Source organism: Mesorhizobium sp. M1399, from assembly GCF_040317735.1.
Classification (GTDB): domain Bacteria; phylum Pseudomonadota; class Alphaproteobacteria; order Rhizobiales; family Rhizobiaceae; genus Mesorhizobium.
In genome coordinates this window covers 13,816-38,771 of the sequence record NZ_JAMYKZ010000019.1, presented here as the reverse complement: position 1 = coordinate 38,771, position 24,956 = coordinate 13,816, and the positions used below count along the sequence as shown (strand labels likewise).

Genomic DNA, 24,956 nt, shown 5'->3' with positions numbered 1-24,956 from the left:
GGACATGAAGCCACGCTGGGCCGTCCTCCTCCTGCTGATCGCCGTAATCGTTGTGCTGGCGCTGCTGCCGATGCTGGTCAACAACTACTGGCTGCGCATTGCCACCGGCGCGCTGATGTGGGCGGGGCTGGCCTGCTCCTGGAACATGCTCGGCGGCTATGCCGGCTACATCAATTTCGGCCATTCGGCCTTCTTCGGGCTCGGCGCCTATGTTACGGCGCTGCTGATGGGCGACAGGCTCGCCTGGCCCTTCTTCGCCACCCTCCCGGCCGGTATCGTGGTGACGGCGCTGTTTGCCATCATCATCGGCGCGCCGACGCTGCGCCTGCGCGGCGCCTATTTCGCCATAGCCACCTGGGCCTTCGCCGAGGTGCTCATACAGTTCGCCTCGGTGATGGACTTCACCGGCGGCATCGGCGGTATTGGGCTGCCGCCCTTTCTTGACGAGCGCTTCTTCTACTTCGCCATGTTCGGCGCGGCTGCGCTCACCTATCTCATTACGTGGGCGCTGTTCGAGCGCTCGCGTTTCGGGCTGAAGGTCAAGGCACTGCGCGATCATGAGCCGGCGGCCGAGGCTATCGGTATCAATACTTCGCTGGTCAAGCTGCAGACCTTCGTGCTCAGTGCCGTCACCGCCTCGGTATTCGGCGCGATCTTCGCCTACTGGGTCACGTTCATCAATCCGAAAAGCGTCTTCGGCGGCGACATCACCGATCAGATGGTGGTGATGGTGCTGCTGGGCGGGCTGGGCAGCCTGTGGGGGCCGGCATTGGGCGGTGTGGCGCTCTTTGTCGTAAACCGCATCATCTGGATGTACTGGGGTGACACCGCCTTCTATATCGCCATATTGGGCGCGGCCATCGTGCTGGTGGTGCTGTTCCTGCCGAACGGCATCGCCGGCATGTTTTCGAGGCGCGTGGCCAAGTCTGGCGCCGTGCTGGACAAGGCGGTCGGCAATCTTGTCGGCGGCGGCCCGGGACGGCCCAGTTGAGCGCCGCCGAGGGCAAAACGGCTGGCACCGGCGAGCCTATTCTCGTCGTGCGCGAACTCCACTGCCATTTCGGCGGCATCAAGGCCGTCAACGGTGTCTCCCTGGACGTCGGTCGGCGCGAGATCGCCGGCCTGATCGGACCTAACGGGTCTGGCAAGTCGACTCTGTTCAACCTGATATCGGGCACGGTGACGCCGGATCGTGGCCAGATCCGCTTCGACGGTCACGAAATCGGCGGCCGAAAGGCTCACACGATCGCGCGGCTGGGGCTTGCTCGCACCTTCCAGATTCCGGCCATGTTTGACAATATGAGCGTCACCGAAAACCTGCTGGCGGCTGCGGCCGAGGGCCACTGGCAGGGCGCGCGCGAACGGGCGGCCGATACGCTGGCGCTGCTCAAGCTGGAGCATGTCGCAGACAACCGCGCATCCGATCTTTCGGGCGGCCAGCAGAAACTGCTGGAGTTCGGGCGCGTTGTGATGCGCCAGGCCTCGCTCATTCTGCTCGACGAGGTGACAGCGGGCGTGCATCCCAGCATCCGCAAGATCATCGTGGAGGCCATCGCGCGGCTGCGCGAGCGCGGCACCACCGTCCTGGTCATCGAGCACGACATGGAAATGGTGCGGAACGTGTGCGACCGCATCATTGTCATGGATGCAGGCCGTGTCGTGGCCACCGGGCCTTTCAACGACATCGTTCGCAATTCGGAAGTTATGCAGACCTATCTGGGGCGGCCACAATGAGCACCACGCTCACCGCCGACAACATCGTCACCGGCTACGGCAAGCAGGAGATCGTCCATAGCGTCTCGCTGAGCGCGGAAGCTGGCAAGATTACCTGCATCTTCGGGCCGAACGGCAGTGGCAAGTCGACCCTGCTCAAGGCCATTGTCGGCGCGCTGCCGGTGTGGAGCGGTACGGCGCGCCTGGGTGAATCAACACTCTCCAACCTTGCCGTCCATGAAGTGGTGCGCCAGGGTCTGGTGTTGATGCCGCAGGGCGGCGGTGTGTTTCCGCGCCTGACAGTGATGGAGAATTTGCGCATGGGTGGCTACGCCATCGCGGACCGGCGGATAGTCGAGCAGCGCATCGAGGCGCTGATCGAGCAATATCCCTCTTTAGCACGGCGGCGGCGTACCGCGGCCGGTTCGCTTTCGGGCGGCGAGCAGGCAATGCTTGCGCTGGCGCGGGCACTGGTTTCGGAACCGCGCTTCATTCTGCTGGACGAGCCTTCCGCCGGATTGTCGCCGGCCATGGTCATCGAGACGCTCGAACGCATTACCACCCTCACCGCGCACGGCATTGGCATCGTGATGGTGGAGCAGAACATCCGCGAGGCGATGCCGATTGCGGACAAGCTTTACATCCTGGCGGCCGGCGAAAAGCGCTTCGAGGGGACGCGTCGGGACGTGCGCGACGACCGGCAGATCATGGAAATCTATATGGGGGGAGCGTGAGAGAAGCGGTCGACACCCCAGCGCGAGTTGCAAATGCCAAATGTGGCTTGGCGGTTAGTTGTAAGAAGGCGGTCATTTTCGGCAGTCAATTGGGAGAATGATCAGGCTGAGTTCGTTGTCGTACAGAAGTTCAAGCCTGCTGCTCAGAACCTGAACACTCGCCCTGTGGCCGACTTGGCGAGACCTTTGCGTCGAGCAACATTTCCGTTCTCATATCCAACTCCCGTCGTTCGTTTCGTGGAATGCCGAAGATATCGCCGCAAAGGGGAATGTTCAGATCACCGGCCCGGCGCTTCGCCGAAGCCACCGGCAGGATCGTCCTTGCCAAAGCGAGCGTTGAAGTCCGCCATGAACTCAGGTGCATAAGCATTGGTCTCCTTTGATCGTGCTGATGACGCGCAGGCGCAGTGCCTTCACAAGCCGGTCCTGGAGTGTCTGATGGCGCGCTCAACACGTCCTTTGGCAACCGGCACGCGTCCGCCTGCAGAATAATAGAGAGATGGTCCCGAAATGGATGTTGCGTAGGAGCCCGGGATCGACGGGCGTCACTGCAGCACTTCTTGATGGACTATCATGTCCGCGGCCCGCTGGCCGATCATCATACTGGGCGCATTGGTGTTGCGGCCGATCAACTTCGGCCGCGTCCAGGAGGGCAAGGGCCGCAAGGACCGCCACTCCACGATGTCGCCGCGACTGCACGAACTGCTCCGCGTCTGGTGGCGTGAGGGCGACGACGGGGCATGAAGCTGCCGCAGCTTGCCTGTTTCCGCGCCGAAACCCCGGTCACTGACGGGAATCAGCTACGCGTAGGAGCACCGCGCCAGTTTTGGCGCTTAGGTTCTGCGAATTTGCAGAGGTGCCGGTCGATGGTCTTTCCGCTGAGGCAGAGCTCATGAGCGATCACCTTATTCGACCTGCCGGTCGCCACCAGCCGCAGCACGTGCAGCTCGCGTGGCGTCAGCCCGAAACCAATCTCCGGTGATGCAACTGATCTCTGAGAATCGATCCTCGGGATATCGGATGCGGCACCCAACGCTTCGAACGCTCCCGAAGCGGAGCGCATGCGCCGCGGCTGTGATCGGCGAGTGCCCATCGGAATCTCGCCACACTTGTCACTCCAGAGTAGATGTCCGATCCTATTCTATCGCACGAGCAGCCAACTGGTTTACAATTGCTCCAACTGTCGCAACTATGGAGGAAGCCGATGCAAGAGGCCCTCGTCGTCCGCCGCGAGACACACATCCCGGCGCCCCCCGCTGCGCTGTTTGCCCTCCTGACCGATCCGGAGAAGATCCTGCGCTGGATGGGAACGGAGGCGCAGCTCGAGCCGCAGTCCGGCGGGCTCTATCTCGTCAATGTTACCGGGGCTCGCGTCGCTCGCGGCACCTTCCGGGAGGTGGTGCCGGTGCACCGTCTGGCATACAGCTTCGGCTGGGAAGAGAGCGATGAGGTGCCGCCGGGATCGAGCCTGGTTGAGATCGATCTGATCGAGCAGCCGGACGGAACGCTGCTGCGCCTGACCCACACCGGCCTGCCCAATGCCGAGCAATGCGCCGGCCATGCGGAGGGCTGGGCTCATTACCTCGGCAGGCTGGGCGAGGTTGCAGCCGGGCGTGATCCCGGCCCGGATCCCAAATACGGCCACACGGGCAGGGGGTGACGGCCTTCCGCGCGCGATATCGCCGCCCGTGAGCCCGTTGCAATTTGACGGCGGACGCCGGCTCGCAGGGCGGGTCGAACCCGGCGCCATCGAGGATCGGACCGTACCAGCGCCGGGGGCGGGGGGAGGATAGATCGGCGGGCCGGCTGCGCATCGTCACGGCGCGGATGACAGGCCGGGTGCGGTGGCCGCATAATCGCGCCATGGATCTGCCCGCGCCTCTCGCCTGGCTGGTGGACGAGGCCGACGCCTCGGCCGCCCCCGATCGGTTTCTGGCCGAGCTCGGCGGCCGACTTCTGGCTGACGGCCTGCCGCTGGCCGGCGGCGCGCTGACGCTCGCGGTGCCGCATCCCATCATCACCCGCCGCACCTGGCTTTGGCGGGCGGAGACAGGGGCGGTGATCGAGGCGCTGAGCTTCGCCGGCGGTCCGCTCGGCCAGGCCGGGCGCGACTGGCTGGCGGAGCTCGGCCCGGTGCAGGAGGGCCCGGTTGGCCGGGCGCCGGATAGTCCGGTGCTGGGCTGGGCTGGAACCCGGCCGTTCGGCCCCGCCGAGGCTGCCCGGCTGCGCCAGGCCGCGCGCTTCGCCGCGGCGCCCCTTGCCGCACTTGCGGCGCGGGCGGCGCTGACAGCGCTGCTCGAGGCTTATCTCGGCCGGCGCAGTGCCGCCCGGGTGCAAGGCGGGTCCCTGCGCCGCGGCACCGGAGAAACCATTCGCGCCGCGCTGCTCTATGCCGACCTGCGCGGCTTTACCGCCCTGTCCGAGTCAACCGAGCCCACGACGGTGATCGCCGCGCTCGACGCCTGGTTCGACCGCGTCGCCGGCGCGGTGCACGCCTTTGGGGGCGAAGTGCTGAAATTCATCGGCGACGGCATGCTGGCGATTTTCCCGGTCACCGCTGCGCCGGCCGATGCCTGCGAGGCGGCGCTGCGCGCCGTCGTCGCCGCCCGCGCCGGCATGGCCCATCTCGATGCGGGGCGGCAGGCGCAGGGCCTGCCCCGGCTGCCGTTCGGCGCGGCGCTGCATCTCGGCGAGATGCTGTGGGGCAATATCGGCGCGGTCGACCGGCTGGATTTCACCGCCATCGGCCCCGCGGTCAACCTGGTCAGCCGGCTGGAGGGGCTATGCCGGCCGCTCGGCCGCTCGGTGCTGATCTCGGGCGCGCTCGCCGCCGAGATCACCACACCGCTGGTGCCGCTGGGCGAACACGTGCTGCGCGGCATCGCCGCGCCCTGCACCGTCTTCACCCTGCCGGATGCGTAATCGCGGTCCTGCGGGGCGGCGGCGTCAACCGCAGATTTGGTTAGCTTGATTTTGGCCATCTAGTCGTCTCCGAACGTCAAAAACTAGGAGCAGAATAGGGGCACTCAGACCACTGCTCCGGACTACTGCCGCGTGCTAGAGAAAGGTCGAAGGCTCAAGAACGCAAGCTAAGTCCTTGCATCGTAGTGTCTTTTCGCATTTTTACTTGCAAACGGCGGACATGAACTTAGACGAAATTGGCGGGCTCTTAGTCGGCTTCCGCCCCCCTTCGGCGTCTGCATCCGGTACGGTTTCATCAAAGATGACCGACCAGACAACATCCATCAGCCTGCGGCGCCTGACGCCAGGATTGTCACTTGGGGGAAGGCCGGACTGGCGCCCTGAGCATTTGTGGCGCAACTGCGACGCATGGCATGTGCATGGAATGGCGCGAAGACACCGTCCTCGGGCAAGGTGCGGCAACGCTATCATGTCACGATGATAGCCATCAATTCGCTCTTCTGCCGTGCAGACTTTGGTCTTCCGCTTGATTGGCGCGAACGCGACTTCCTATTCCAAGCGCGCTCGAATGCTTAGGCTCAGGTTTAAGGTGGCGGCGCATTGCGGTCTGGGCAATCAAAGGTTGAGCCTTCTTCACATGGAGAAGGCTGATCGCCAACGCCGCCATAACGTTCAACGAGTTTTGCGAATCCGTAGGCGAAGGCGGAAAGAAGAGCCAGGATACTATTCGGATGGCCATAGGGGATCGTAACAGGATCCCACATTGGATGTCGCAATTCCTCCGCTGCCGCTAGTGCGTCAATTTGAAATTTGACCTTTGCCGTGTCGCATCCGGTCCCGGCTCCTATATGCTTAGCGGAGGTACGCAGGAGACGTGGGTCATGAGCGTGACGTCTGATAAGCCCGAGCATGTCGCTACCGCTTTTGCGAACGCTTGGAACCGGCATGACATGGATGAGTTTGCGTCTCTGTTCGCTTCCGATGCTAATTTCGTTAACGTCGTAGGTGTTTGGTGGAAGAACCGATCCGAGATCGAAGCGGCGCACCGAGCCACCCATGACACCATGTTTCGGGATAGCCGATTAGAAGGCGATATCTCGTCGGTTGTGGAATTGGCTCCGGGGCTTGCTTCTGTTCATTACACTTGGACGCTAACGGGAGCATTTGCTCCGGACGGCTCCCCGGCCGGGGTTAGGAAAGGCATATTGCTTCTGATTGTCCAAGAAGGGCAGTCGGGATGGCGAATCAAGGTGGCTCAGAACACGGATATTGTTCCAGGCGCAATCGCCCCAGCCGGCTCGAAAGGCTAGCTCGCGTCAACCAGAGGCGGAACAGGGCGTCCGCCAGCGAGCCTGACCACCAATACGTATGCGTGCCGGAATGCCGAATTCGACTGGTTTGATCCTCGTCACCGAGGCCGTCAACGCCACGCGTACCGAATTCCTGGTCTTCGCCAAGGCCCATGGCGCCATGGACCTGAGGGTACCGGCCGAGGTGGGCGTCGTTGCGAAAGTGACTATCCTCGGCTCAGGCAAACTCGATTTCTCCGCCGTGACAAAATGGTGAGCGGCGAAGACATGAAGCCCGAGCGGCTTGACAATAGCCGACTGAGGAAGTCGGCGTGTTTGCCCAATCACATGCAACTAAGGCCATCTTGGCTCAAAGGTAGCCTTTGGCCGAGGTCGGTTCTGAATTGAAGCCGGCCTACATCTATCACGAAGTGAATGGCAGTTTTGCGCTTTAATATCGGCCGCAGAGGCGGATTTGCTTTCGCCCAAAAGCCAGACATCGCAGCTGACCATGCTGAAGGTCGCGCCCGCACCACCTGCCGACCTCAGCACCTCTAAGCGCAAACGTCTGGTGTAATGCCCGATGCGCGCGCTCGCAGGCCATCTCGCTGTTACATCGCCGTGACAAAAGCACCGCCACGGTGGCGTCAACCGGTTACACAGGGCAAGAAATATCTCCGGCCTTCTGGGAGTGACGTGTCAGCGTCTCCAGAGGCTGCGTGGGCGCGGCGACTGGAACGCTCCACGCCTCGCAAGAGGGATAGCGAAACCTCGTGAAGGCAAGGTCGAGCTGCGTTCTGCGTTCTATATCGGCGGCGGGCGGCGACCGGAGAGATGGATACCATGCACATGGGGCGTCTGGAAGTTGGCAGGACACGGACACGGGGCAGCCCGCGTGCAGGCGCTTGGCTGAGCGATGCAATGACCACGCAGCGCCACCTCGCAGCGATCCTGGCTTGCGACGTGGTCGGCTATTCGCGCCTGACGGAGCGCGACGAGCGCGGCACGCTCGAGCGGCTGAAGATGTACCGCAAGGACCTCCTCGAACCGCTGGTCTCTGTGCACCAGGGTCGGATCGTCAAGCTCACCGGCGACGGCATGCTGTGCGAGTTCGCGAGCGTCGTTAACGCGGTGACCTCGGCAATGGCGATTCAGCAGGCCCTGGCAGAACATGAGGCGGAGATGCCCGACGAAGAGCGGATTCGCTTGCGCATCGGTGTCAATCTCGGCGACGTGGTCTGCGAGGAGGACGGCGACCTCTACGGTGACGGGGTCAACATCGCCGCCCGACTCGAAAGCATCGCCGATGCCGGCACCGTGGTCGTCTCCGGCACCGCGTACGACCACCTTCAGGGCAAGCTCGATTGCGGCTTCAGGCCGCTCGGCAACCTGCGCCTCAAGAACATCGAGCGGCCCGTGCGCGCCTACCGCGTCGAGTCCGACGCCAGCGCCTCGGTGGCTGCATCGCCTCCCTTGCCCGAGAAACCCTCGATCGCGGTCCTGCCTTTCACCAACATGAGCGGCGACCCCGACCAGGAATACTTCGCCGACGGGCTGGTGGAGGACATCATCACGGGATTGAGTCGGGTGAACTCCTTCTTGGTGATCGCCCGCAACTCGTCCTTCACCTACAAGGGCCGGGCGGTAGACCTGCGCCAGGTCGGGCGCGAGCTGGGCGTCCGCTACGTGCTAGAAGGCAGCATCCGCAGAGCAGGATCGCGGGTGCGTATCAGCGGGCAGCTGGTGGACGCGATCAGTGGGCACCATGTCTGGACTGACCGCTTCGAGGGCGATGTGAGCGACATCTTCGACCTGCAGGACAAGGTGACCGAGAGCGTCGTCGGTGCGGTCGAACCGAGCATCCGGCTGCAGGAGATCAAGCAGGCGCGCATGAAACCGACCGAGTACATCAGCGCCTACGACCTCTACCTTCGCGCGCTGCCGCGCTTCTACAGCATGACGCGCGAAGGCTTTGCCGACGTGCGCCGGCTCACCAACGAGGCGCTCAGCATCGACCCTGGCTTCAACTTGGCGAAGGCACTCGGCGCCTATATCCGCAGCCTATCCGTGAGCCAGTGCTGGCACGAGCCCGACGATATCCGAGTCGCCGCGCGCATGGCGCGAGAGGTACTGGCGGAAGCGCGCGACGATCCCACGAGCCTACGCTTCGCCGCGCAGGTGATCGCCTACAGCGCGAAGGACTACGAGATGGCGTTGCGCACGATCGAGCGATCCCTGCTGCTCAACCCCAATTCGGCGCAGGGCCATACGGGCAGCGGCTGGGTGAACGCACATTCCAGCCGCCCGCTCGTCGCCATCGAGCACTTTCACAGGGCAATGCGGCTGAGCCCGATCGACCCCGAGAAGGGCATCGCGCTCTCCGGCATCGGGATGAGCTACCTGATGCTCGAGCGCTACGAGGAAGCGCTGGCATGGGGAGAACGCGCGCTGCACGAGATGCCGAACTACGGCTCTTCGCACCGGGTGGTGATCATGGCGCTGGTCGAACTCAACCGGCTGGACGAGGCGCAGGCGGCGGCGCGGCGTCTTATGAAGGCGTTCCCGACCTACACGCTCACCCTGCAGAGACAGATCAACCCGTGGCTGGACGAGGTGTTCGCCGAGCGTTATGTCGAGGCGCTGGGCATCTCCGGCGTGCCAGAGTGATCGTCGATGCCCGGCGAGGCGACGTTCCCTTGAGCTGCGTCGCTTCTGGAAGGCCAGTTCTCTGGCGGCTTGTGTTAGGACTGAGCGCGTAGAGCAGCGTGAACAGCCGGCGAGCTCTCCGTTGAATTCGCGTCGAACTTCCGGTTTCGATCCGCTTCTTATAAGGCAACAGGCAACCTCCGGGCGGTTCAGATCCTGCTTGGGCACACCGAGATCGAGAATACGGTTCGCCATCCGGATGTCGAGGTCGGGGACGCGCTCACATCGCCGAGGGAACCGAGATCTGATCACGATGGCCTCTCGACTTCGCGGAGAGGTCATCATGTTCTGAAAAGCCACCGCTCAGTTACGGGGCTCGATTTCCGCAATGCGTCGCATCACAGCCGTTCGGCATGGAAGATGGTCATCCCGAAAACCGCCGGTCCACTGTCGCCCATCAAAGGCGGAACTATGCGGCGTTGAGGCGCTAGGCGAATTTGCGCCTCGTCTCGGCGGTTGAGACGAGCTCTGCTACTTCCTGAAAGCGGTCGCTAGCGGCGATCACAAGCCAGATCCGGCCGAGCACCCAGAGGGAAAGCGCCCACCGGAGCAGCAGCCAGAGATGCGGTGTTGGCATTTTCGGGCCCCCTGAATCCGGCCCGGCTGAGTTTGATGGAGAAGTTCGAACAGGCGCCAGGCATTAATCGGCAGCAGCACCAGTTCCATCAGGCTCAGGGTAGGCTGCCGATGAGGGGCGCCATAGGCGGCAAAGCACAAACAGCTCAGCACCGCCGTTATGCGCAGCCACAGCATGGCTTCATTGAGGCTTCATTGAGTAGGTGAGAACGGCGAAGAAGCTTCCGAGGAAGCCGATCGTCTCGGTCCAGATCATGATCATATTTCTTTGGTTGAGTGAAGCCGGTGCGCCTTGGTCAGCCGGAGAAGCCGCCGTCATCGAGAAAACGTCTCCGCGTCCGCCGTTCCTCTCCTGGTCGCGGCTGGCACTGACCACGACCGAGCATTGGCCCCGGCTGCGCACATGTCCTCAAAAGTCTGCGCCATGGCGGAGAAGTAACGATTGTCGTGGATGGGCGGCATCAGTCCGACCAGGCCCGATCGCGAGCCTCCCAAGCCCCGCGCCTGCAGATTGGTAGTGTACTGGTGGCGTTCGGCGAGGCTGAGAATTGTTTCCGCCGCCGCAATCCGATGGCGCTTGCACGGCGACACGCTTCCTTCACCGGCCTGATAATCACGGCGAACTCGGAGCCGATCGCCTCGATCGACAGCCAATACGCGGCGTCAAGACGATAAGGCGATCCGGCTCGGCATGATCGCGGCTGCGCTTGCGCCCGTTCCGGCCCGCTCGCATGCGATCAGCCCGCTGGCCGACAAGGCGAAGGTGCGCCTCGATACGTGAGTCTGGTCGGCATCGATCCACGGAATGATGCTTGACCTCAAGTTAACTTCAGCTTGTACCAATAAGTTGTACGGATTGAAGGAGTATCGTCAATGCTGACCAACATTGATCTTCAGGGACTTCGTGTAGCAGTCACCGGCGGCACGTCCGGCCTAGGACTGGCGCTTGTCCGGCAGCTTGCCAGAGAGGGTGCGTTCGTCGCCTTCGTTGCCCGCACTGCCGCGAACGTCGAACGCATCGCTGACGAGACGGGCGCACATGGCATCGTCGGCGACGTCGGCAAAAAGGACGACATCTACCCGATCGCGTTGCAGGTCACCGCGAGCCTAGGCGGGCTCGACGTTCTGATCAACAATGCGTCGAGCCTCGGGCCCGTTCCACTGGCGCTCCTTGCCGATACCGAGTGCGAGGAGCTGGAAAAAGCGCTCGCGGTCAACCTCGTCGGCGCGTTCCGGCTGACGAAAGCACTGTTCGGTGCACTTGCCGCGTCCGCGCGCGAGGACCGTGGCGCGCTGGTGATCAACATTTCCAGCGACGCGGCGGTGAACGCTTATCCCGGCTGGGGCGCGTATGGTGTGAGCAAGGCCGCTCTTGCTCACCTGACGGCGATTTGGGACGAGGAGGCGAAGGCCGACGGCATCCGGCACCTCGCGCTCGACCCCGGCGATATGGACACCCCGCTGCACGCGCTGGCGCTTCCTGACGCCGATCCGTCGACATTGAAGCGTCCCGACCTGGCTGCTGCCGAGATCATCGAAAAGATGCTCGATACGTTGCCGGCCGGCGCAACACTTCTCGCCGAGACACGCGGATGATTGCCGCCGACCGTCCGGATCGGCGCGCCGCCAGGCTGCTCGTCGTGGAGGCGGACGGCGCGACGCGCGACCTGCCGCGCACTGAACTCGCGATACTGTTCGATGCCGGCGATCTGGTCATCGCCAATGACGCCGCGACCTTGCCTGCCAGCTTGCGCGGCACGCACCTTCCCAGCAACGAGGCGATCGAGATCCGCCTGGCAGGCTGGCTGACATTTCCCGACCCAACCAACTTCCTGGCGATTGCCTTCGGCGCGGGCGATCACCGCATGCGCACGGAAAATCGGCTGCCTCCGCCCCCGCTATCACCAGGCGATCACCTCCGGCTCGGCCGGCTTGAAGCCGTCATAGAGCGCCTTCTCGACCATCCTCGCCTTCTCGAATTGCGCTTCCGAGGCAACCGCGCAGCGGTGCTTGCAGGAGTGGCGCAGCACGGCCGGCTGATCCAATATGCGAATGTTCGCGAACCGTTGGCACTTTGGAATGTTTGGACGAAGATTGCCGCCGGGCCGGTGGCGTTCGAGGCGCCATCGGCAGGGTTCGCACTCGACTGGCGCACGCTCCAGGCCTGGCGTCGGCGAGACGTGGGCTTCGCAACACTCACGCATGCCGCGGGCGTGTCTTCCACCGGGGACCCCGCGCTCGACTTGCGCCTCCCTTTCGACGAGCCGTACCGCATTCCCGAGCGCACGGCGGCCCAGGTCGCGCGGGCGAAGCTCCGCGGAAGCCGCATCATCGCAATCGGCACGAGCGTGGTGCGCGCGCTTGAGGCAGCTGCCAACCCCGACGGCAATGTGCGTGCCGGAAATGGCATTGCGACCGGGCGTATCGCGCTGGGCACGCCACTTCGCGTGGTCGATGCGATTCTCACAGGCGTCCACCAGCCCGGCGAAAGCCATTTCGAGCTGCTGCGCGCCTTTGCCTACGATGCTCTGCTCGCCAAGGCCTCCGCAGCCTTCGCCGAGCACCGATATCGCACGCATGAATTCGGCGATTCCATGCTGCTCAATCGCCAACGGCTGGATCGATCGCGGACAGAACCAGGAAGTGCGCGAGACGAAGCCTCTACTCTAGGCGATCCGATGATCTTGGATTTCCAAGGCTTTCGAAAACGACATTTTGATTAAGTAATTCATCTAAAACAACTATTTTGACACTAGTAACTTCGACTCTAGGGGTCCGGAGTTCGAATTTCGCCGCCGGGAGTCACGCGCGAGCTGCGGCTGAGACGCGGATAGGCCCGCGCCCTGTGCCGCGGTGATCGCCACCACCTCACCAATGCCTATTCGCCGCGCCAGGGTGAGCCGGGAGCGACGATGGCGGTATTCAAGTTGACGCTAATACAATATTGCCTACGCTCCAACGTTGGGCGATAGTGTGCGTCGGGAGGCAGGAGGCCATAGTTGGCTTTAGCTTAGACTTTGCCCAATCACGAGAGAATACCTTGCAGCTCGTGAATCGGTTCAAGGCAGCAGCTTGTGCTTCAGCCTAGGCGGAAGATGCCAGGTGGATCGTCTCTTCCACTGTAACGTTGCGTGGTTGGGAAGCAATTCGGCAAGCCTTTTCACAGAGCGAAGACAGGGATCTCGCTTGCGCAATACAGGAACTCAGCAATTACCCTGATGTTTGGGCAGGATGCCTTCGATGCGCCATGACGACCAGGAAACTGGGAGGCGACGCGTGAAGTCTTGGTAAGGGCAGCTGGCAGCGTAGTGGTGGCGTCGACGATCGCGTGAACGCCCGGGCTCCAGACAGTGTCGAGGAGACAGCGGATGAGGCAACTCGAATTTTTCTATTTCCTTGGGAGTGGTTATGCATACCTCTCCGTCATGCGTATCGGCCCTTTGGCGAGGGACGCTGGCATTACCGTCAGATGGCGTCCATTCAATGTCCGCACCGTCATGGCGGAAAACAACATTGCGCTTCGCTCGCAGACCGCCAAGGTCAAATACATGTGGCGTGACGTGCAGCGCAGGGCGCGAACTCACGCGCTACCCTTCGTAAATGCACCCATCTGGCCAACCGACCCCGACCTTCTGGCCAACAGGGTTGCTATGGTCGCCGCGGAAGGCGGCTGGTGTGAGGACTATACAATCGAGAGCTTCAAGGCTTGGTATTTGGAGGGCGTGGCCCTCGGCGACAGAGGCCACCTTGAACACGTGCTTCGGCCACTCGGCAAAGACGTGGATGCGGTGATCGCTCAGGCCAACGCACCCGCCGCCCACGAGCGGCTCAAGATGGAAACCGATGCGGCGCGCGAATACGGAATTTTCGGTTCGCCTGCGTTCGTGGTAAATGGCGAAACTTTTTGGGGAGACGACCGGCTCGAAGAAGCGCTTTCTTGGGCAACCGGTCGGCATCGGTTGCAAGATGTCCATTAGCACGGAAGTGCGCGAGCCCCTTGGATCCGCCAATCGTGGCTGACCTGCCCTGTTTGTCCGCTATGAGCGAATTCGCCAAGGTGATGGTCGTTTCTGGCCGGCGGCGGAAAATCTGAAGAAGATCGCAGAGCAGATGGAGGGCAGCGGTCCAGACCGGCCGCAACGTCGAAAAAGCTATCTCGAGATACTCGAAGCGACCGTTCGTGATCCACTCGACGTTGGGAAATCAACGAATCTGCCGAACTAGGGGGCGAGAGCGAATCCACAGTCCCTGGCGGCTTTCTAAACGGCAGGAATGCGATTCTGTCGCCGCATGGACGCCAAGCTTGGCCCCGACGATCTGCATTGATAATAATGCAGATTTGCATTATCTTATTGCGATGAACAGGAAATGTTTAATATGACAACGTTGACAGTGACGACAAGGGGACAGGTGACGTTCCGCAAGGACGTGCTGCAACATCTGGGCATCAAGCCGGGCGAGAAGATCGAGCTTGATCTGCTGCCCGACGGTCGGGCGGAATTGAAGGCGGCACGGGCGAAAGGGTCATTCCGGGACCTCCACGGCTTCCTCAGAGGCAAGACGAACGGCCAGGTGCTCAGCATCGAGGAGATCAACGAGGCGATAGCGGAAGCGGGCGCCGCGGCCGGGTCCGGCAAGGAATGAGGGTTACGGCCGACACGAATGTGCTGCTGCGCGCCTATGCTTCGCCTGGGTTCTGGCCAGGCAATACCAGACAGAGCGCGAAAATATTGCCGCGGCGATCCGGGCGTTGCTGAACACCGCGAATGTTGTCGTCAACCGGCCGGCAGTTGAGGCAGGGCTGTCAGTCCTCGATGCCGGCGGCGATTTCGCGGACGGCGTGATCGCTTTTGACGGCGGCTGGCTTGGCGGGGAGACTTTCGTCTCGTTTGACCGGAAGGCCGCCAAACTGCTTTCGGCGCAGGGACAATCCGTACAGCTTCTTTCCTAAGTTTTCCGCGGTGGTCTTTCGCACTGCGCTGTCGCGTCGAAACAAACGAAAGCCTGTTAGCTCAAAAGAAAACAAATGAAAGGCGCATCGATCGGGCGGAAAAGCGGGCTTTCGGCGAGGTCACGCACTTGCGAAGACGTCGCAATTTAGACGGCGTTCAGGCGACTCTTGATCGCTTGGTCGCTTTGTTGGGTGACCAATGGGCACAAGACGATCTCGAGCTCCCGGTGAAAAAATCGGCGTGTCGCACGCTGAACGATGTCGAGCAGGGTTGCACCGTTTGCCAAGGAGGACGGCCCGAAATTTCCCTTGATGCAAAGCCAACGATCTTAGTCGCCCACGAATGCTTGGCTCCTGGCCGGCTACGATCTTGCAGCTTAGAAGTCACGGCCCAAAAATAACCCTCAACCAACCGATTTGATGGTCGAGCGAGGGGTTCGCACACCAGAGCGGAGCCAGCGTCTAACAAAATTTGCGCGTCCGATTCTTTCCGGATCAACCCTCGCGGATCACGCTAAATTGCGAGATGCGTCTGGGGATCGAAGAAGTGCAACTTGGCCGCGTTGATCGCAAGATTAATCAACTCGCCCGGCCGGACCGCGCTGACGGCTTCAAACCTCGCTACGGCGTTTGCCGCACCGCTTAGATCTTCAACGGCATCTGGGTCGCCGGAATCGATTCGAACCGCATCGACACTCAGGTGAACGACAAGCTCGGATCCCAATTCCTCCGTCGACTTTACGATGGCCGGCAGAGTGGCATGGCGCGATCCCGATTCCAGACTGCTGTCGTAGAGATCCTCGGGGCGTATGCCGAAGATGAGTGTCTTGCCTTCGAAGGCGGTCAGACCAGGCGAGCGCTCAAACGCACTCGTCGGCACCGGGATCGAAAAGGTCGGCAGGTCGATCCTGCCATTGTGCAAACGGCCTTCGAACAGGTTCATCGATGGCGACCCGATGAAACCCGCCACGAAGGCATTGATTGGCCGATTGTACAGTGTCTTTGGCGTGTCGACCTGCTGAAGCACACCGCCTTTCAAGACCGCAACCCGGTCGCCCATGGTCAAGGCTTCGGTCTGATCGTGTGTTACATAAATCGTGGTCACCCCCAACTGTCTTTGCAGGCTGACAATTTCCGCGCGCATTTGCACGCGCAGCTTGGCATCGAGGTTTGACAAGGGTTCATCCATGAGAAAGGCCGCCGGTTCGCGCACCATCGCGCGCCCCATGGCGACCCGCTGGCGTTGTCCGCCTGACAGCGCCGCCGGCTTACTGTCGAGCAGCGTTTCCAATTGCAGGGTCTTTGCAATTTCATGGACGCGCTTCGTGCGCTCGGCCTTGCTCTTCCCCGCAAGCTTCATCGAGAAGGCTATGTTGTCGAACACTGTCATATGCGGATACAGGGCATAATTCTGAAAGACCATCGCAATATCGCGGTCCTTCGGCGCCAGATCCTCAACATTCTCGCCGCCAATGCTCAGGGTTCCGCTGCTGATCTCTTCCAGCCCCGCGATCATGCGCAAGGCAGTCGATTTTCCGCATCCCGACGGGCCAACGAGAATGAGGAACTCGCCATCGTTTATCGTCAGGCTAAGATCCCTGATTGCTTGGAATTTCGTCCCGTAGGTCTTGCAAATCTTGTCCAACACAACAATGGCCACGTCACATCCTCCCTATTATCAGCGCTAGCTAAACGTCGAATAGCCTCCACCCAGCGCGACTGCAGATCGAACCGGCAGTGTCATCGGCGCAGCCAAGGCGCGCTCCCCGGACGTTCCACCAGAAGCGGCAATATCCGAGCGATGAATTCTCAGTCTGGCGACGTAATCGGTATGGGCACAGGCGCATTTTCTTTCGCCATCCACGCGAGACAGGCGTTGTGGTCTGGCAGAGCCATACGGCCACCGCGGCCCGTTACCGAGATCGCGGCCGCGGCGTTTGCATAAATAACGCAGGCGACAGGCTGCCTTCCCTGTGTAAGGGCAAAGGCATAGGCCCCATGGAAACAATCCCCCGCGCCGGTCGTGTCCACTGCCCTGACCTTGTAGGCCGGAACGTGCCACAAAACGGCATCGTCCCTTTGCCGGAGGTAGGCGCCTCGATCGCCATCGGTCAACACGACCGCGGAGCGGTCATCCGACCACAGCTTGCGCAGGATCGCCGTCGCCTCTTTTTCGCCTGTATAGGTCTGCGCAAATTCCAGAGGGAATACGAGGTGATTTGATAGGCGGATCAATCGGTCGGTTGCAGGTCCGATTGTCCACTCAATATCGGCGATCACCGCCAGACCCAGCGTGCGGGCACGAGCAACGACCATCTCCGCCTGCGTGGCGTAGCCGTCGATCAACAATACCTGGGCTTGCGCAAGGACGCTGTCGGCCAGCGCATCTGAGGTCCCGTGCGGCACATCATCATCATAGGCGATGAACCGGTCACCATTAGGCGCCACAGTGATCACCGACCGGATCGGCCTGGCATCGGAACGACGTGGCGCGAACGATATGTCGACACCGTGTCGTTCAAGTTCGCGGGCGCTGACATCTGAATGTGGCTGATCGCTCAGCCAGCCGATGAAACCGGCACGCCCGCCCAACTTGGCGACAGCAACGAGTGCCGTCGCCACATTGCCGCCGTGGTCCCTCGTGCGATTTGTCACCCTCCCTTTGCCGGCACCCAGCGGGCTGTCGACATAGATGATGTCGTCAATCGCCAAGGCTCCGAAGCCCAAGACCTGAAGATCGCCGGTCACGGCTCACGTGCCGCAGCCGCCAAAGCGTCTTGCGGCGCCATCCCGTCGTGAATGACGCCCTTGAACGCACGCGCTGCCATCGTGGTGTCACCATGCCCCCACAAATTGCGCCCCACGACCGCACCCTTCGCGCCGGCGCGCAGGGCTTCAGAGGTCTGGGTCAGAGCGCCCAGAAGATCCTCGGTCTTCGGGCCGCCGGCGATAACGATGGGAACCGGGCAAGTGGCGACCGTTTCCTTGAATGAGTCGAAGTCCCCAGTGTATCCGACCTTGATCACGTCGACGCCGGTCTCAAAGCCAATCCTAACTGCATAGGCGATCTCGTCGGGCGTGAAGACGATCTTGCAGCCGTTTGAATAGTCGCGCGGATAAACATGAGCAACGACCGGCATTTCGAAACGAGCAGCAGCGTTGACCGTATCGGTAAGCCAGCGAATGTAGTGGCCCTCGGTATCGCCCCGCACCGGAATGGCGACGGCCAGCGCATCGGCACCGTAGCGCACGGCATCTTCGGGTGTCGCGATCAACTGACTGATTCGATCGTCGGGCGTAAAGCATCCCGCCTGAATGACCAGCGCCGCCTTGCCGGCGTAAGCCGGCCACAGATGACGCGCCGCACCAGGCTGAATGCTGATGTAATCTGGCTCTCCGGCCATCACTCGCTTGAGCGCGCCGGGGAGATCCGCAAGGCCGCCCTCACGGACGTTGCCATAGCCTACGAAATGGTCGACCGCACCACCGAACAGGTTTCCAGATCGATGCGAGAACAGCCGCGACAAGCGAATTTTAGTTCCAAGGCCCATATCGGTGCAGTCCCTTCGCGATTTTTGATCTGACATTGAGGGACCCTAACTCGAAAGCAAAACAATACTCAATATTTCGATTTCTTTCGTTTTGATATAAGATTGCGATTGCGACCGCTAGCGTTCGCTACGATGACGCGCTATCCCAAGGATTCGCAAACGCTTGCCGGTTTGGGGTTCGATTTTCGAAAGGTTAGCGTGCAGCTATTCAAACAGCAATTCGGGGTCACACATGCTGGCGGAACAACGACGACATCAGATCATGCTCGAGCTTCAACGGACCGGCCAGGCGCGCACCAGCCAACTGGCGGAAAACTTCGGCGTGTCCGAGGTGACCATTAGGTCCGACCTGGAAATTCTGGACGCAAAAAAGCAGTTGATCAAAACGCATGGCGGCGCAATTGCCTTGCCCGCTGATTCGCCCGCCGCGGCCTTCGAAGAACGGATGTACCGCAACTTCGATGCCAAACGGCGTATCGCGCAGATGGCGGCGCGCCAGATCATAGACAACCAGTCCGTGCTGTTCGACAGCGGCTCGACGTTGCTGCAGGTCGCAATGCAGATGCCCCCGGTCAGCAATGTCGTAGTAGCGACAACCGCGATGAACATCGCGCAGCATCTGATGTATCGTCCCGGACTGGACGTGCATATGATAGGCGGTCGGGTCTATCCCGAGACGGTCAGCACGATCGTGTCGGATTTTGACAAGGCCGTGGGCGGTCTTGTGGCTCACCAGGCATTCGTCAGCGCGCATGCGATAGATCACTCATTCGACGTCGTCGATGTCTCAGAAGACATTGCACGTACGAAGCGTAACCTGGTTCGTATGGCCAGGCGTGTGATCCTTGTGGCAGATTCAAGCAAATGGGATATCGGCGCCTCGTCCAAGGCATTCTCGTTGTCACGTGTCGATCTGATCATCACCGACACTGGTATGCCGTATGGGATTCGTAGCCGATTGGACAAGCTGGGAGTCGAAGTGCGCTACGTGTGAGTGCCTTCCGTCTGCCATCAGCCTCTCGGTGCCGCGCTGCGTTTGACGCCGGAGTTCGAATTCGCTGCGGCCGAAGCGCTCCCGGCGAGTGCCGGCGTCATCTTCTCTCGTCGTTCTGCGCCATTGCCAGTGACGTTCCTGGCTTGCCCTCCCGCAGGATCAGGCTTGCCGCGCCGACCAGGCCGGCCTGGTCGCCGAGCTGCGCCTGTACGATCGGCACATCGCGATAGGCGGGCATCGCCCGCGCTTCGACGGTGCCCCTGACAAGCGGCGCCAGCAGATCGAAGCCGTTGGCGAGGCCGCCGCCCATCACGATCAGATCAGGCGAGTAGAGGTGCAACAGATTGGTGAAGCCGATGCCCAGCCACTTCGCCTCGGCCTCGACCAGTTCCAGGGCCCTGATATCGCCGGCGCGAGCGGCCTCGACGACGTGCCTGGCCGAGACATCGCCGTCGCCGGAAAGACGCCTGAGCAGTGAGCCGTCGCCGGGAGCCGTCAGCCGCGTGGCATGCCGCCCGAGCGCGGTTCCCGATGCCACCGCCTCGAAGCAGCCGATGGCGCCGCAGAAACAGCGGTCGCCTTCGCCGGTGATGGTCATATGGCCGATCTCGGCTGCCAGCCCGCGTCGGCCATGATAGATGTGGCCATCGGCAACAACGCCGCCGCCGATGCCGGTCGACACGGTGACGAAGACCACCGATCCGCTACCCCGGCCGGCGCCGAAACGCCATTCGCCCAGCGCGGCTGCATTGGCGTCGTTCTCCAGCCGCACCGGCAGGCCGAAATGCCTGCCCAGAATGTCGAGCAGCGGCACGTCGTGCCAGCCGGCCAGCGTCGGCGGCGCGATCACGATCCCGGCCTTGGGATCGAGCGGCCCCGGCGCGCAGACGCCGATGCCGGCAATCTCTGCCTGCGGCCGCTCGACCAAAAGCCTGCCAGCAAGTGAGATAATCTGGCCGATCACCGCTTCCGATCCCGCACCCGCCAACGTCGGCGCCGAAACGCGGGCGACAACCCGACCGTTGCGCTCGACCAGCGCGCCCCGCAGCTCCGTTCCGCCGAGATCGAATGCAAGCGCAACTTTGGTCATCAGGCGGTGACCTTCAACCCATGCAGCCAGGCCATGCGTTGCGCAAGGTCGGGTTCGCCGAACGCCAGCGATCCGAGCACCACCGTTTCGGCCCCGGCAGCACGCAGGCGCGGCACCGTCTCGTGTCGGATTCCGCCATCGGCAGCCAAGATGATTTGGTTCTCTCGACCTGCTTTTCGCATCAGCGCGCGCGCCTCGATCAGGCGCGGGCAGGCCCGATCGGACAGCGCCTGGCCCTTGACGCCGATCGACGTGCCGAGAAGCGTCACAAAGGCAACTTCGGGCAAGAAGGGCGTGACGGCGCAGACAGGCGTTTCCAGCCTGAGCACCGCGCCGGCCTCGGCGCCGAGCTCATGCGCCAGCCGCACGGCGCGCAACCCGGCCTCGCCGTTTTCAGCATGGACGCTGATGAGGTCGGCGCCGGCCTCGATGAACTGGCGCGTTTGCTCCTCGACGATTTCCGCTTCGACCATCAGATGCACATGGATCGGCTTTGTCGTCAGCTTGGCGATCCGTGCCACCAGATCCGGAAAGAACAGGAAGCCGGGGGTGAAGCGGGCGTCAGCGACGTCGATGTGATGCAGGTCGACATAAGCGTCTATGCGCTTCAGATCGCGCTCCATGTTGGCCAGGTCGGCCGACCACAGGGAAAACTCGCCGAGCAGCCGGTTGCGCGGCAAGGCGGCGATGGCAACACGGCCGGATAAGGATTTGCTCGTCATGACGCAACAAGGCTCCGGATGTTGAAGTGGGCGTGAAGGAACGTGGTGATCTCGGCCTGCAGCTCGGCGAAATGCCTTTTGCCGTCGAGCGCCTTGGCGGCGATCTCCACAAAGGCCGCGCCGGGGATGGCATCCGCAAGTGTATGCGCGGCCGATAGTGGATGCACCGCATCCACAGTATTGCCGATGACCAGCACAGGAATGCCAAGGGTGGCGGCGTCGCTTGCCGAGACCTCAGCTCCATCGGCAGCGATGTCGGCCAGGACTTGCGCAAACAATGCTGCATCCGGGCGGTCGAAATAACCGAACAGCGAGGCGAGATTGTCTGGTGCCTCGCTCTGCAGGCGCGCGGCGACTTCAGACCGCGAGAAGATCGTCCTGGCCTTGTCGGGGCCATGATCGAGGATGAGGCCGGCGACCTCGGCGATCGGCTGCAGGTTCACTGGCGCGCGTTCGAACGTCCAGGCCGGCCGCACAAGCATCAGGCCGGCGACGCGGTCCGGACAACGGCAGGCAAGGCGTAACGCAATCGCGGCGCCCATGGAAATGCCGCCAGCGACGAAACGGTCGAGGCCGGCCTGGTCGGCGGCGGCCAGAACATCGTCCGCAAACATCGCCATTGAAAACGGTCGGCGGCTGCCTAGATCGGACTCACCGTGTCCGCGGCAGTCCAACGTGATGCGCCGGCAGCCGGCGTCGATGGGGAAAGCCTGCGCGACCTGTGCCTCGCCGCCGCCCAGCCCGTGCTGGAAGACGACGGCAAGCCCGTCGCCCTCATCGGAAATCCGCAGCGTGGCATCGTCGCGAAACAAGGTGGCCGGGCGCGCCATCAGGCCAGCCCCTTCAGGAACCGGGCGACGCCTGGTGCCTCTTCGGCTGAAAGGCCGTGCGTGACCAGCGGCCCGTCAAAGCCTGACACTTTGAGCCGGGCGACGAAATCGGCGAAGTCGACGACGCCGCGGCCGACGGTGGCAAAGCGGCCGTCGGCGAAACGGTCCTTAGCGTGGGCCATGGCGACGTGGCCTGCGGTGCCTTCGACTGCTGCAGCGACGACGGCGCGTGCTTGCCCTGTGCTCGCCTGTTCGAACAGGTTCGCCGGATCGAGCACAATGCGCAGCCGCTTCGAGCCCATCTCTGCGATAAGGCGCATCGCGTCCGCTGCCGATGTGACGATGTTGGCCTGTTCGGGTTCGATGCCGAGATCGACACCGTGATGCTCGGCCAGAGCAAGCGCCTTTTCCATCTCGCTTGCCATATCGGCCCAGGCCGACGGATCGGCATTGCCAGGGTGATGCGCCCACTGGTCGTCCGCGTTGCGCGTTCCCGTGCACAGGGTGACGAGCGGAACCGAAAGCGCTGCCGCGGCCTCGATGACCGCGCCAAGACGGCGCAGGCCGTCGTGGCGCACCGTCCTGTCCGGATGGGCCATGTTGTAGGTGCCCGACAGCGCCACCAAAGCGACGCCGGAGGCATCAGACGCAGCCGCAATAGTGCTGATGGCGTGATCCGGCACCGCATCCGGCATCGACGGCAGGCCGGCGCAGGCAAGGTTGAACTGGGTAACGGCAAATCCGGCGTCGCGCACCGCGGCCAGCACACCGGCCGGCTCGCTTCCCGGAAAGGTCTTGGCGAACACCCCGATCTCCATCAGACCGCTCCTGTTACGCCAGCAATCTCGACGCGTTGGCCGGTTTCGACCGAGCGGGCGATCGCCACCATGGCGCGGATCGAGGCGAGGCCGTCCTCGACGTCGGCGCCACGCAGCGGCGCGCCGTCAAGCACGGTGTCGGAGAGGCCTTCGAGCTGGCGTCGGAAGAAATGGCCGTCCGCGCCAAGCGGCTTGCGCGACGTTGCATCCTTCTCATGGAAGATATCGACCTCGCTTGCCCGGAAGTACCAGGGATTGAAAGTCTTCGCGATCACCGAGCCGTTTTCGCCGTAGAGCTGGAAGCCCTCGTGCCAGTCCATGCGCACAGCCACCGTCAGGTCGAGATGGCCAAGCGCTCCGTTGGCGAATTCCGTTTCGACGAACCAGCAATAGGCGCCGAAACGTTGGTTGAGACGGGCGCGCACCGCGAGGATCTCGCCGCACAGGAAGCGTGCGGTGTCAACGAGGTGCGAGCCATGCGCAAGCATGAAGTACCGCCTGAGATCGGCCTTCGGATTACCGGCCGGCTTGCGCGCCAGCCGGCTGCTGACCGGCAGCGGTTGGATGGCATCGGTGTTGGTGTAGCGGTGGGTGGAATCGCAATACCAGGCTTTTAGCGCCAGTATCTCGCCCATCTCGTCGCGGACGAAATCGCGCGCCGCCTCAAGAGCCGGGTCGAAGCGCTTCATGTGGCCGACCTGCAGCACCTTGCCGGAGCGCTTGACCGCGTCGGCGAGTTTTTGGCCCTCTTCGACCGAGACGCCGATCGGCTTCTCGCACAGCACATGCTTGCCGGCCTCGAGCGCCTTGATCGCCATCGGCACGTGATAGGCGTCCGAGGTCGCGACGATCACCGCCTCCAGTTCCGGGTCGGCCAGCATGGCGTCGTAGTCGCCATACATCTTCTCAGGTTCATAGGTCGCGCCCATGCGCGCCAAAAGGTCGGGGGCGGCATCGCAGATAGCATAGAGGTCGGCGTTCCTTGCTTTGACGCAGGATTCGAGATGGGCGAATTGCGCGATCGGCCCGCAGCCGAGCACACCGACACGAAGGCGGCGGTCTTGTTTCCGGATCATGATCTGTTCCTCACGCGCCGTAGCCGCGCATCGTCTGGCGGTTGGTCTTGACCGCGGCGGCCGGATCTGCGGCAGCGGTGTCGGATTCTTCCTCCAACACCAGCCAGCCGTTGAAGTTGGGCGCGGCGCTGGCGATGGCGATCACTGCCTGGGTGTCGCAGACGCCCTTGCCAAGCATTGCCCAAGTGCCGCTGGCATCGACATCCTTCAGGTGAACGTAGCGGATGCGGTCGCGATGGGTTGTGAGGGTGTCGATCATGTCGTTGTGGCCGCGCAATATATGGCCGGTGTCGGGCACCCAACCGACCAGCGACGGATCGATCAGCCCGAAGATACGGTCGTAATCGGCGCGGTCGAACAGCAGCGTGTTGTGGTGCGAGCTCGGATGTACCGCGACATCGACGCCGGCCTTGCGCCCGAGCTCACCCGCCCTGTTGTAGATCTCGGCCGCGATGGCGAACCTGTCGTCGCGTCGGCCGTCCGAGACGACGGTGGCCGAGCCCATCGACACCATCGCGCCCGGAAAAGCGGCGGCGAAGTCGATCCAGCGCTTCGCGGCCTCGAGGTCGGCGCCGATCTGCTCCTTCAGTGTGAAGCCGTTCTTCGAACCGAAGGCAAAGGAGACGAGGGTGAGGCCGGTCGCCTTCAGTGCGGTGGCGAATTCCGCCGGCCTGCCGGCATAGCGGCCGATCATCGTGTCGGTGATCTCGATGCCGGCATAGCCGCCATCCGCGATCGCCTTCACGAGATCGTCGGGGCCGCCGGCAAAGCGGTCTCCCAACATTTCCCAAGTAAAAGTCTGGCAACCGACTTTCAGGTTTTTCACGACCGTCCTTTCCTTCCTTGATGCCGCCCTGCGTCAGCCTCCCCCGAGGCGGTGTTGGCAAAGCTCGGCGCGCGACTGGCGCGAGTCCGGCGAACGCCCAGTCCTGCGCGCAAGCCGCGCTACTGCACCAGCTGCCCGGCGCTTCCAGTGAGAAATTG

At 62.6% G+C, this 24,956-nt stretch carries 26 protein-coding genes and 3 pseudogenes; 15 read left to right on the top strand and 14 right to left on the bottom strand.

The window, feature by feature from the left end; all coding sequences use genetic code 11:
• Positions 1 to 4: 4 nt before the first annotated feature.
• From NKH05_RS27055 to NKH05_RS27045, 3 genes are read left to right on the top strand one after another with little or no spacing between them, the layout of a single operon-like run.
• A complete protein-coding gene (locus NKH05_RS27055) occupies positions 5 to 991 on the top strand; it encodes a branched-chain amino acid ABC transporter permease (protein ID WP_352642002.1) in 987 nt (328 codons plus the stop codon).
• Positions 988 to 1,734 carry an ABC transporter ATP-binding protein gene (locus NKH05_RS27050; RefSeq protein WP_353026462.1) on the top strand — a complete coding sequence of 249 codons (747 nt, stop codon included), beginning with the start codon at positions 988 to 990 and terminating at the stop codon, positions 1,732 to 1,734. The genes NKH05_RS27055 and NKH05_RS27050 overlap by 4 nt, the downstream gene beginning before the upstream one ends.
• Positions 1,731 to 2,447, top strand: coding sequence for an ABC transporter ATP-binding protein (locus tag NKH05_RS27045; protein WP_352915306.1), 717 nt, complete (start codon positions 1,731 to 1,733; stop codon positions 2,445 to 2,447). Before NKH05_RS27050 ends, NKH05_RS27045 begins: the two co-directional genes overlap by 4 nt.
• A gap of 130 nt (positions 2,448 to 2,577) precedes the next feature.
• Here NKH05_RS27045 and NKH05_RS27040 read toward each other — a convergent pair whose 3' ends face one another.
• A complete protein-coding gene (locus NKH05_RS27040; RefSeq protein ID WP_198030586.1) occupies positions 2,578 to 2,817 on the bottom strand; it encodes a hypothetical protein in 240 nt (79 codons plus the stop codon).
• Positions 2,768 to 2,917: pseudogene (locus tag NKH05_RS33195) on the bottom strand (ISNCY family transposase); the annotation flags it as partial. The pseudogene NKH05_RS33195 and the gene NKH05_RS27040, both read right to left, overlap by 50 nt.
• 103 nt (positions 2,918 to 3,020) lie before the next feature.
• Here NKH05_RS33195 and NKH05_RS27035 point away from each other — a divergent pair.
• A complete protein-coding gene (locus NKH05_RS27035) occupies positions 3,021 to 3,191 on the top strand; it encodes a hypothetical protein (protein WP_023723176.1) in 171 nt (56 codons plus the stop codon).
• A gap of 52 nt (positions 3,192 to 3,243) precedes the next feature.
• Here NKH05_RS27035 and NKH05_RS27030 read toward each other — a convergent pair whose 3' ends face one another.
• A complete protein-coding gene (locus NKH05_RS27030) occupies positions 3,244 to 3,510 on the bottom strand; it encodes a response regulator transcription factor (protein WP_352885442.1) in 267 nt (88 codons plus the stop codon).
• A 141-nt stretch (positions 3,511 to 3,651) separates the two neighbouring features.
• Here NKH05_RS27030 and NKH05_RS27025 point away from each other — a divergent pair, with 141 nt between their 5' ends.
• The 6 genes and pseudogenes from NKH05_RS27025 to NKH05_RS33190 all read left to right on the top strand — a co-directional run.
• Positions 3,652 to 4,107: an SRPBCC family protein gene (locus tag NKH05_RS27025; RefSeq protein WP_352590985.1), complete on the top strand. Its 456-nt coding sequence runs from the start codon at positions 3,652 to 3,654 to the stop codon at positions 4,105 to 4,107.
• Between the two features lie 203 nt (positions 4,108 to 4,310).
• Complete coding sequence (locus NKH05_RS27020; protein ID WP_353026459.1) at positions 4,311 to 5,369, top strand: adenylate/guanylate cyclase domain-containing protein; 1,059 nt, start codon at positions 4,311 to 4,313, stop codon at positions 5,367 to 5,369.
• An 881-nt stretch (positions 5,370 to 6,250) separates the two neighbouring features.
• Positions 6,251 to 6,679, top strand: a complete 429-nt coding sequence (locus NKH05_RS27015; RefSeq protein WP_031194889.1) for an SgcJ/EcaC family oxidoreductase — start codon at positions 6,251 to 6,253, stop codon at positions 6,677 to 6,679.
• A gap of 70 nt (positions 6,680 to 6,749) precedes the next feature.
• The gene (locus NKH05_RS27010) at positions 6,750 to 6,935 is read left to right on the top strand and encodes a hypothetical protein (RefSeq protein ID WP_156948243.1); all 186 of its coding nucleotides are present in this window, start codon (positions 6,750 to 6,752) and stop codon (positions 6,933 to 6,935) included.
• Positions 6,936 to 7,579: 644 nt separating this feature from the next.
• Positions 7,580 to 9,325, top strand: coding sequence for an adenylate/guanylate cyclase domain-containing protein (locus NKH05_RS27005; protein WP_353026456.1), 1,746 nt, complete (start codon positions 7,580 to 7,582; stop codon positions 9,323 to 9,325).
• A gap of 150 nt (positions 9,326 to 9,475) precedes the next feature.
• A pseudogene (locus NKH05_RS33190) lies at positions 9,476 to 9,612 on the top strand (integrase); the annotation flags it as partial.
• A gap of 677 nt (positions 9,613 to 10,289) precedes the next feature.
• On the opposite strand, the pseudogene NKH05_RS27000 reads toward NKH05_RS33190, so the two are convergent.
• Positions 10,290 to 10,504: pseudogene (locus NKH05_RS27000) on the bottom strand (LacI family transcriptional regulator); the annotation flags it as partial.
• Between the two features lie 309 nt (positions 10,505 to 10,813).
• Here NKH05_RS27000 and NKH05_RS26995 point away from each other — a divergent pair.
• From NKH05_RS26995 to NKH05_RS26980, 4 genes are all read left to right on the top strand, one after another.
• On the top strand, positions 10,814 to 11,536 hold the full coding sequence (locus NKH05_RS26995; RefSeq protein WP_352496565.1) for an SDR family NAD(P)-dependent oxidoreductase: 723 nt from the start codon (positions 10,814 to 10,816) through the stop codon (positions 11,534 to 11,536).
• Positions 11,533 to 12,663 carry an S-adenosylmethionine:tRNA ribosyltransferase-isomerase gene (locus NKH05_RS26990; protein ID WP_353026453.1) on the top strand — a complete coding sequence of 377 codons (1,131 nt, stop codon included), beginning with the start codon at positions 11,533 to 11,535 and terminating at the stop codon, positions 12,661 to 12,663. The genes NKH05_RS26995 and NKH05_RS26990 overlap by 4 nt, the downstream gene beginning before the upstream one ends.
• Positions 12,664 to 13,308: 645 nt before the next feature.
• Positions 13,309 to 13,917, top strand: a complete 609-nt coding sequence (locus NKH05_RS26985) for a 2-hydroxychromene-2-carboxylate isomerase (RefSeq protein ID WP_352590996.1) — start codon at positions 13,309 to 13,311, stop codon at positions 13,915 to 13,917.
• 400 nt (positions 13,918 to 14,317) lie between these two features.
• Entirely contained in the window at positions 14,318 to 14,584 is a 267-nt protein-coding gene (locus tag NKH05_RS26980) for an AbrB/MazE/SpoVT family DNA-binding domain-containing protein (RefSeq protein ID WP_031194881.1), read from the top strand.
• 160 nt (positions 14,585 to 14,744) lie between these two features.
• Here NKH05_RS26980 and NKH05_RS33185 read toward each other — a convergent pair whose 3' ends face one another.
• The 4 genes from NKH05_RS33185 to NKH05_RS26960 form a co-directional block, all read right to left on the bottom strand.
• Entirely contained in the window at positions 14,745 to 14,915 is a 171-nt protein-coding gene (locus NKH05_RS33185) for a hypothetical protein (RefSeq protein WP_502913271.1), read from the bottom strand.
• A 490-nt stretch (positions 14,916 to 15,405) separates the two neighbouring features.
• The gene (locus NKH05_RS26970; RefSeq protein ID WP_353019782.1) at positions 15,406 to 16,551 is read right to left on the bottom strand and encodes an ABC transporter ATP-binding protein; all 1,146 of its coding nucleotides are present in this window, start codon (positions 16,549 to 16,551) and stop codon (positions 15,406 to 15,408) included.
• Between the two features lie 149 nt (positions 16,552 to 16,700).
• Positions 16,701 to 17,639: a PfkB family carbohydrate kinase gene (locus NKH05_RS26965; protein ID WP_352591007.1), complete on the bottom strand. Its 939-nt coding sequence runs from the start codon at positions 17,637 to 17,639 to the stop codon at positions 16,701 to 16,703.
• On the bottom strand, positions 17,636 to 18,442 hold the full coding sequence (locus tag NKH05_RS26960) for a beta/alpha barrel domain-containing protein (protein WP_352496431.1): 807 nt from the start codon (positions 18,440 to 18,442) through the stop codon (positions 17,636 to 17,638). The genes NKH05_RS26965 and NKH05_RS26960 overlap by 4 nt, the downstream gene beginning before the upstream one ends.
• 232 nt (positions 18,443 to 18,674) lie before the next feature.
• On the opposite strand from NKH05_RS26960, the gene NKH05_RS26955 reads away from it, so the two are divergent.
• Positions 18,675 to 19,436, top strand: a complete 762-nt coding sequence (locus tag NKH05_RS26955) for a DeoR/GlpR family DNA-binding transcription regulator (protein WP_352496432.1) — start codon at positions 18,675 to 18,677, stop codon at positions 19,434 to 19,436.
• 97 nt (positions 19,437 to 19,533) lie between these two features.
• Here the strand turns inward: NKH05_RS26955 and NKH05_RS26950 are convergent, their stop codons facing one another.
• The 6 genes from NKH05_RS26950 to NKH05_RS26925 are packed head-to-tail and all read right to left on the bottom strand — an operon-like array spanning position 19,534 to position 24,756.
• Positions 19,534 to 20,526 carry an ROK family protein gene (locus NKH05_RS26950; RefSeq protein ID WP_352548581.1) on the bottom strand — a complete coding sequence of 331 codons (993 nt, stop codon included), beginning with the start codon at positions 20,524 to 20,526 and terminating at the stop codon, positions 19,534 to 19,536.
• Positions 20,526 to 21,248: a ribulose-phosphate 3-epimerase gene (locus NKH05_RS26945; protein WP_352591009.1), complete on the bottom strand. Its 723-nt coding sequence runs from the start codon at positions 21,246 to 21,248 to the stop codon at positions 20,526 to 20,528. Before NKH05_RS26945 ends, NKH05_RS26950 begins: the two co-directional genes overlap by 1 nt.
• Positions 21,245 to 22,078 carry an alpha/beta fold hydrolase gene (locus NKH05_RS26940; RefSeq protein WP_352591012.1) on the bottom strand — a complete coding sequence of 278 codons (834 nt, stop codon included), beginning with the start codon at positions 22,076 to 22,078 and terminating at the stop codon, positions 21,245 to 21,247. The genes NKH05_RS26945 and NKH05_RS26940 overlap by 4 nt, the downstream gene beginning before the upstream one ends.
• Positions 22,078 to 22,896, bottom strand: a complete 819-nt coding sequence (locus tag NKH05_RS26935; protein ID WP_352496436.1) for a sugar phosphate isomerase/epimerase family protein — start codon at positions 22,894 to 22,896, stop codon at positions 22,078 to 22,080. The genes NKH05_RS26940 and NKH05_RS26935 overlap by 1 nt, the downstream gene beginning before the upstream one ends.
• Positions 22,896 to 23,972 (bottom strand): Gfo/Idh/MocA family protein, encoded by a 1,077-nt coding sequence (locus tag NKH05_RS26930; RefSeq protein WP_352548576.1) that lies wholly within the window; start codon positions 23,970 to 23,972, stop codon positions 22,896 to 22,898. Before NKH05_RS26930 ends, NKH05_RS26935 begins: the two co-directional genes overlap by 1 nt.
• A 10-nt stretch (positions 23,973 to 23,982) precedes the next feature.
• The gene (locus NKH05_RS26925) at positions 23,983 to 24,756 is read right to left on the bottom strand and encodes a sugar phosphate isomerase/epimerase family protein (protein WP_352496446.1); all 774 of its coding nucleotides are present in this window, start codon (positions 24,754 to 24,756) and stop codon (positions 23,983 to 23,985) included.
• Positions 24,757 to 24,956: the final 200 nt, after the last annotated feature.

Excerpts from the sequence above, each read along its gene's own strand:
- NKH05_RS27030 (WP_352885442.1), bottom strand. The coding sequence starts at position 3,510 with ATGCGCTCCGCTTCGGGAGCGTTCGAAGCGTTGGGTGCCGCATCCGAT.
- NKH05_RS26980 (WP_031194881.1), top strand. The coding sequence starts at position 14,318 with ATGACAACGTTGACAGTGACGACAAGGGGACAGGTGACGTTCCGCAAG.
- NKH05_RS26995 (WP_352496565.1), top strand. The coding sequence starts at position 10,814 with ATGCTGACCAACATTGATCTTCAGGGACTTCGTGTAGCAGTCACCGGC.
- NKH05_RS26945 (WP_352591009.1), bottom strand. The coding sequence starts at position 21,248 with ATGACGAGCAAATCCTTATCCGGCCGTGTTGCCATCGCCGCCTTGCCG.
- NKH05_RS27005 (WP_353026456.1), top strand. The coding sequence starts at position 7,580 with ATGACCACGCAGCGCCACCTCGCAGCGATCCTGGCTTGCGACGTGGTC.
- NKH05_RS26925 (WP_352496446.1), bottom strand. The coding sequence starts at position 24,756 with ATGTTGGGAGACCGCTTTGCCGGCGGCCCCGACGATCTCGTGAAGGCG.
- NKH05_RS26950 (WP_352548581.1), bottom strand. The coding sequence starts at position 20,526 with ATGACCAAAGTTGCGCTTGCATTCGATCTCGGCGGAACGGAGCTGCGG.
- NKH05_RS27020 (WP_353026459.1), top strand. The coding sequence starts at position 4,311 with ATGGATCTGCCCGCGCCTCTCGCCTGGCTGGTGGACGAGGCCGACGCC.
- NKH05_RS26940 (WP_352591012.1), bottom strand. The coding sequence starts at position 22,078 with ATGGCGCGCCCGGCCACCTTGTTTCGCGACGATGCCACGCTGCGGATT.
- NKH05_RS26935 (WP_352496436.1), bottom strand. The coding sequence starts at position 22,896 with ATGGAGATCGGGGTGTTCGCCAAGACCTTTCCGGGAAGCGAGCCGGCC.
- NKH05_RS26930 (WP_352548576.1), bottom strand. The coding sequence starts at position 23,972 with ATGATCCGGAAACAAGACCGCCGCCTTCGTGTCGGTGTGCTCGGCTGC.
- NKH05_RS27025 (WP_352590985.1), top strand. The coding sequence starts at position 3,652 with ATGCAAGAGGCCCTCGTCGTCCGCCGCGAGACACACATCCCGGCGCCC.
- NKH05_RS26955 (WP_352496432.1), top strand. The coding sequence starts at position 18,675 with ATGCTGGCGGAACAACGACGACATCAGATCATGCTCGAGCTTCAACGG.
- NKH05_RS26985 (WP_352590996.1), top strand. The coding sequence starts at position 13,309 with ATGAGGCAACTCGAATTTTTCTATTTCCTTGGGAGTGGTTATGCATAC.
- NKH05_RS27040 (WP_198030586.1), bottom strand. The coding sequence starts at position 2,817 with ATGCTTATGCACCTGAGTTCATGGCGGACTTCAACGCTCGCTTTGGCA.
- NKH05_RS27015 (WP_031194889.1), top strand. The coding sequence starts at position 6,251 with ATGAGCGTGACGTCTGATAAGCCCGAGCATGTCGCTACCGCTTTTGCG.
- NKH05_RS26960 (WP_352496431.1), bottom strand. The coding sequence starts at position 18,442 with ATGGGCCTTGGAACTAAAATTCGCTTGTCGCGGCTGTTCTCGCATCGA.
- NKH05_RS27010 (WP_156948243.1), top strand. The coding sequence starts at position 6,750 with ATGCCGAATTCGACTGGTTTGATCCTCGTCACCGAGGCCGTCAACGCC.
- NKH05_RS27045 (WP_352915306.1), top strand. The coding sequence starts at position 1,731 with ATGAGCACCACGCTCACCGCCGACAACATCGTCACCGGCTACGGCAAG.
- NKH05_RS27055 (WP_352642002.1), top strand. The coding sequence starts at position 5 with ATGAAGCCACGCTGGGCCGTCCTCCTCCTGCTGATCGCCGTAATCGTT.
- NKH05_RS27035 (WP_023723176.1), top strand. The coding sequence starts at position 3,021 with ATGTCCGCGGCCCGCTGGCCGATCATCATACTGGGCGCATTGGTGTTG.
- NKH05_RS26990 (WP_353026453.1), top strand. The coding sequence starts at position 11,533 with ATGATTGCCGCCGACCGTCCGGATCGGCGCGCCGCCAGGCTGCTCGTC.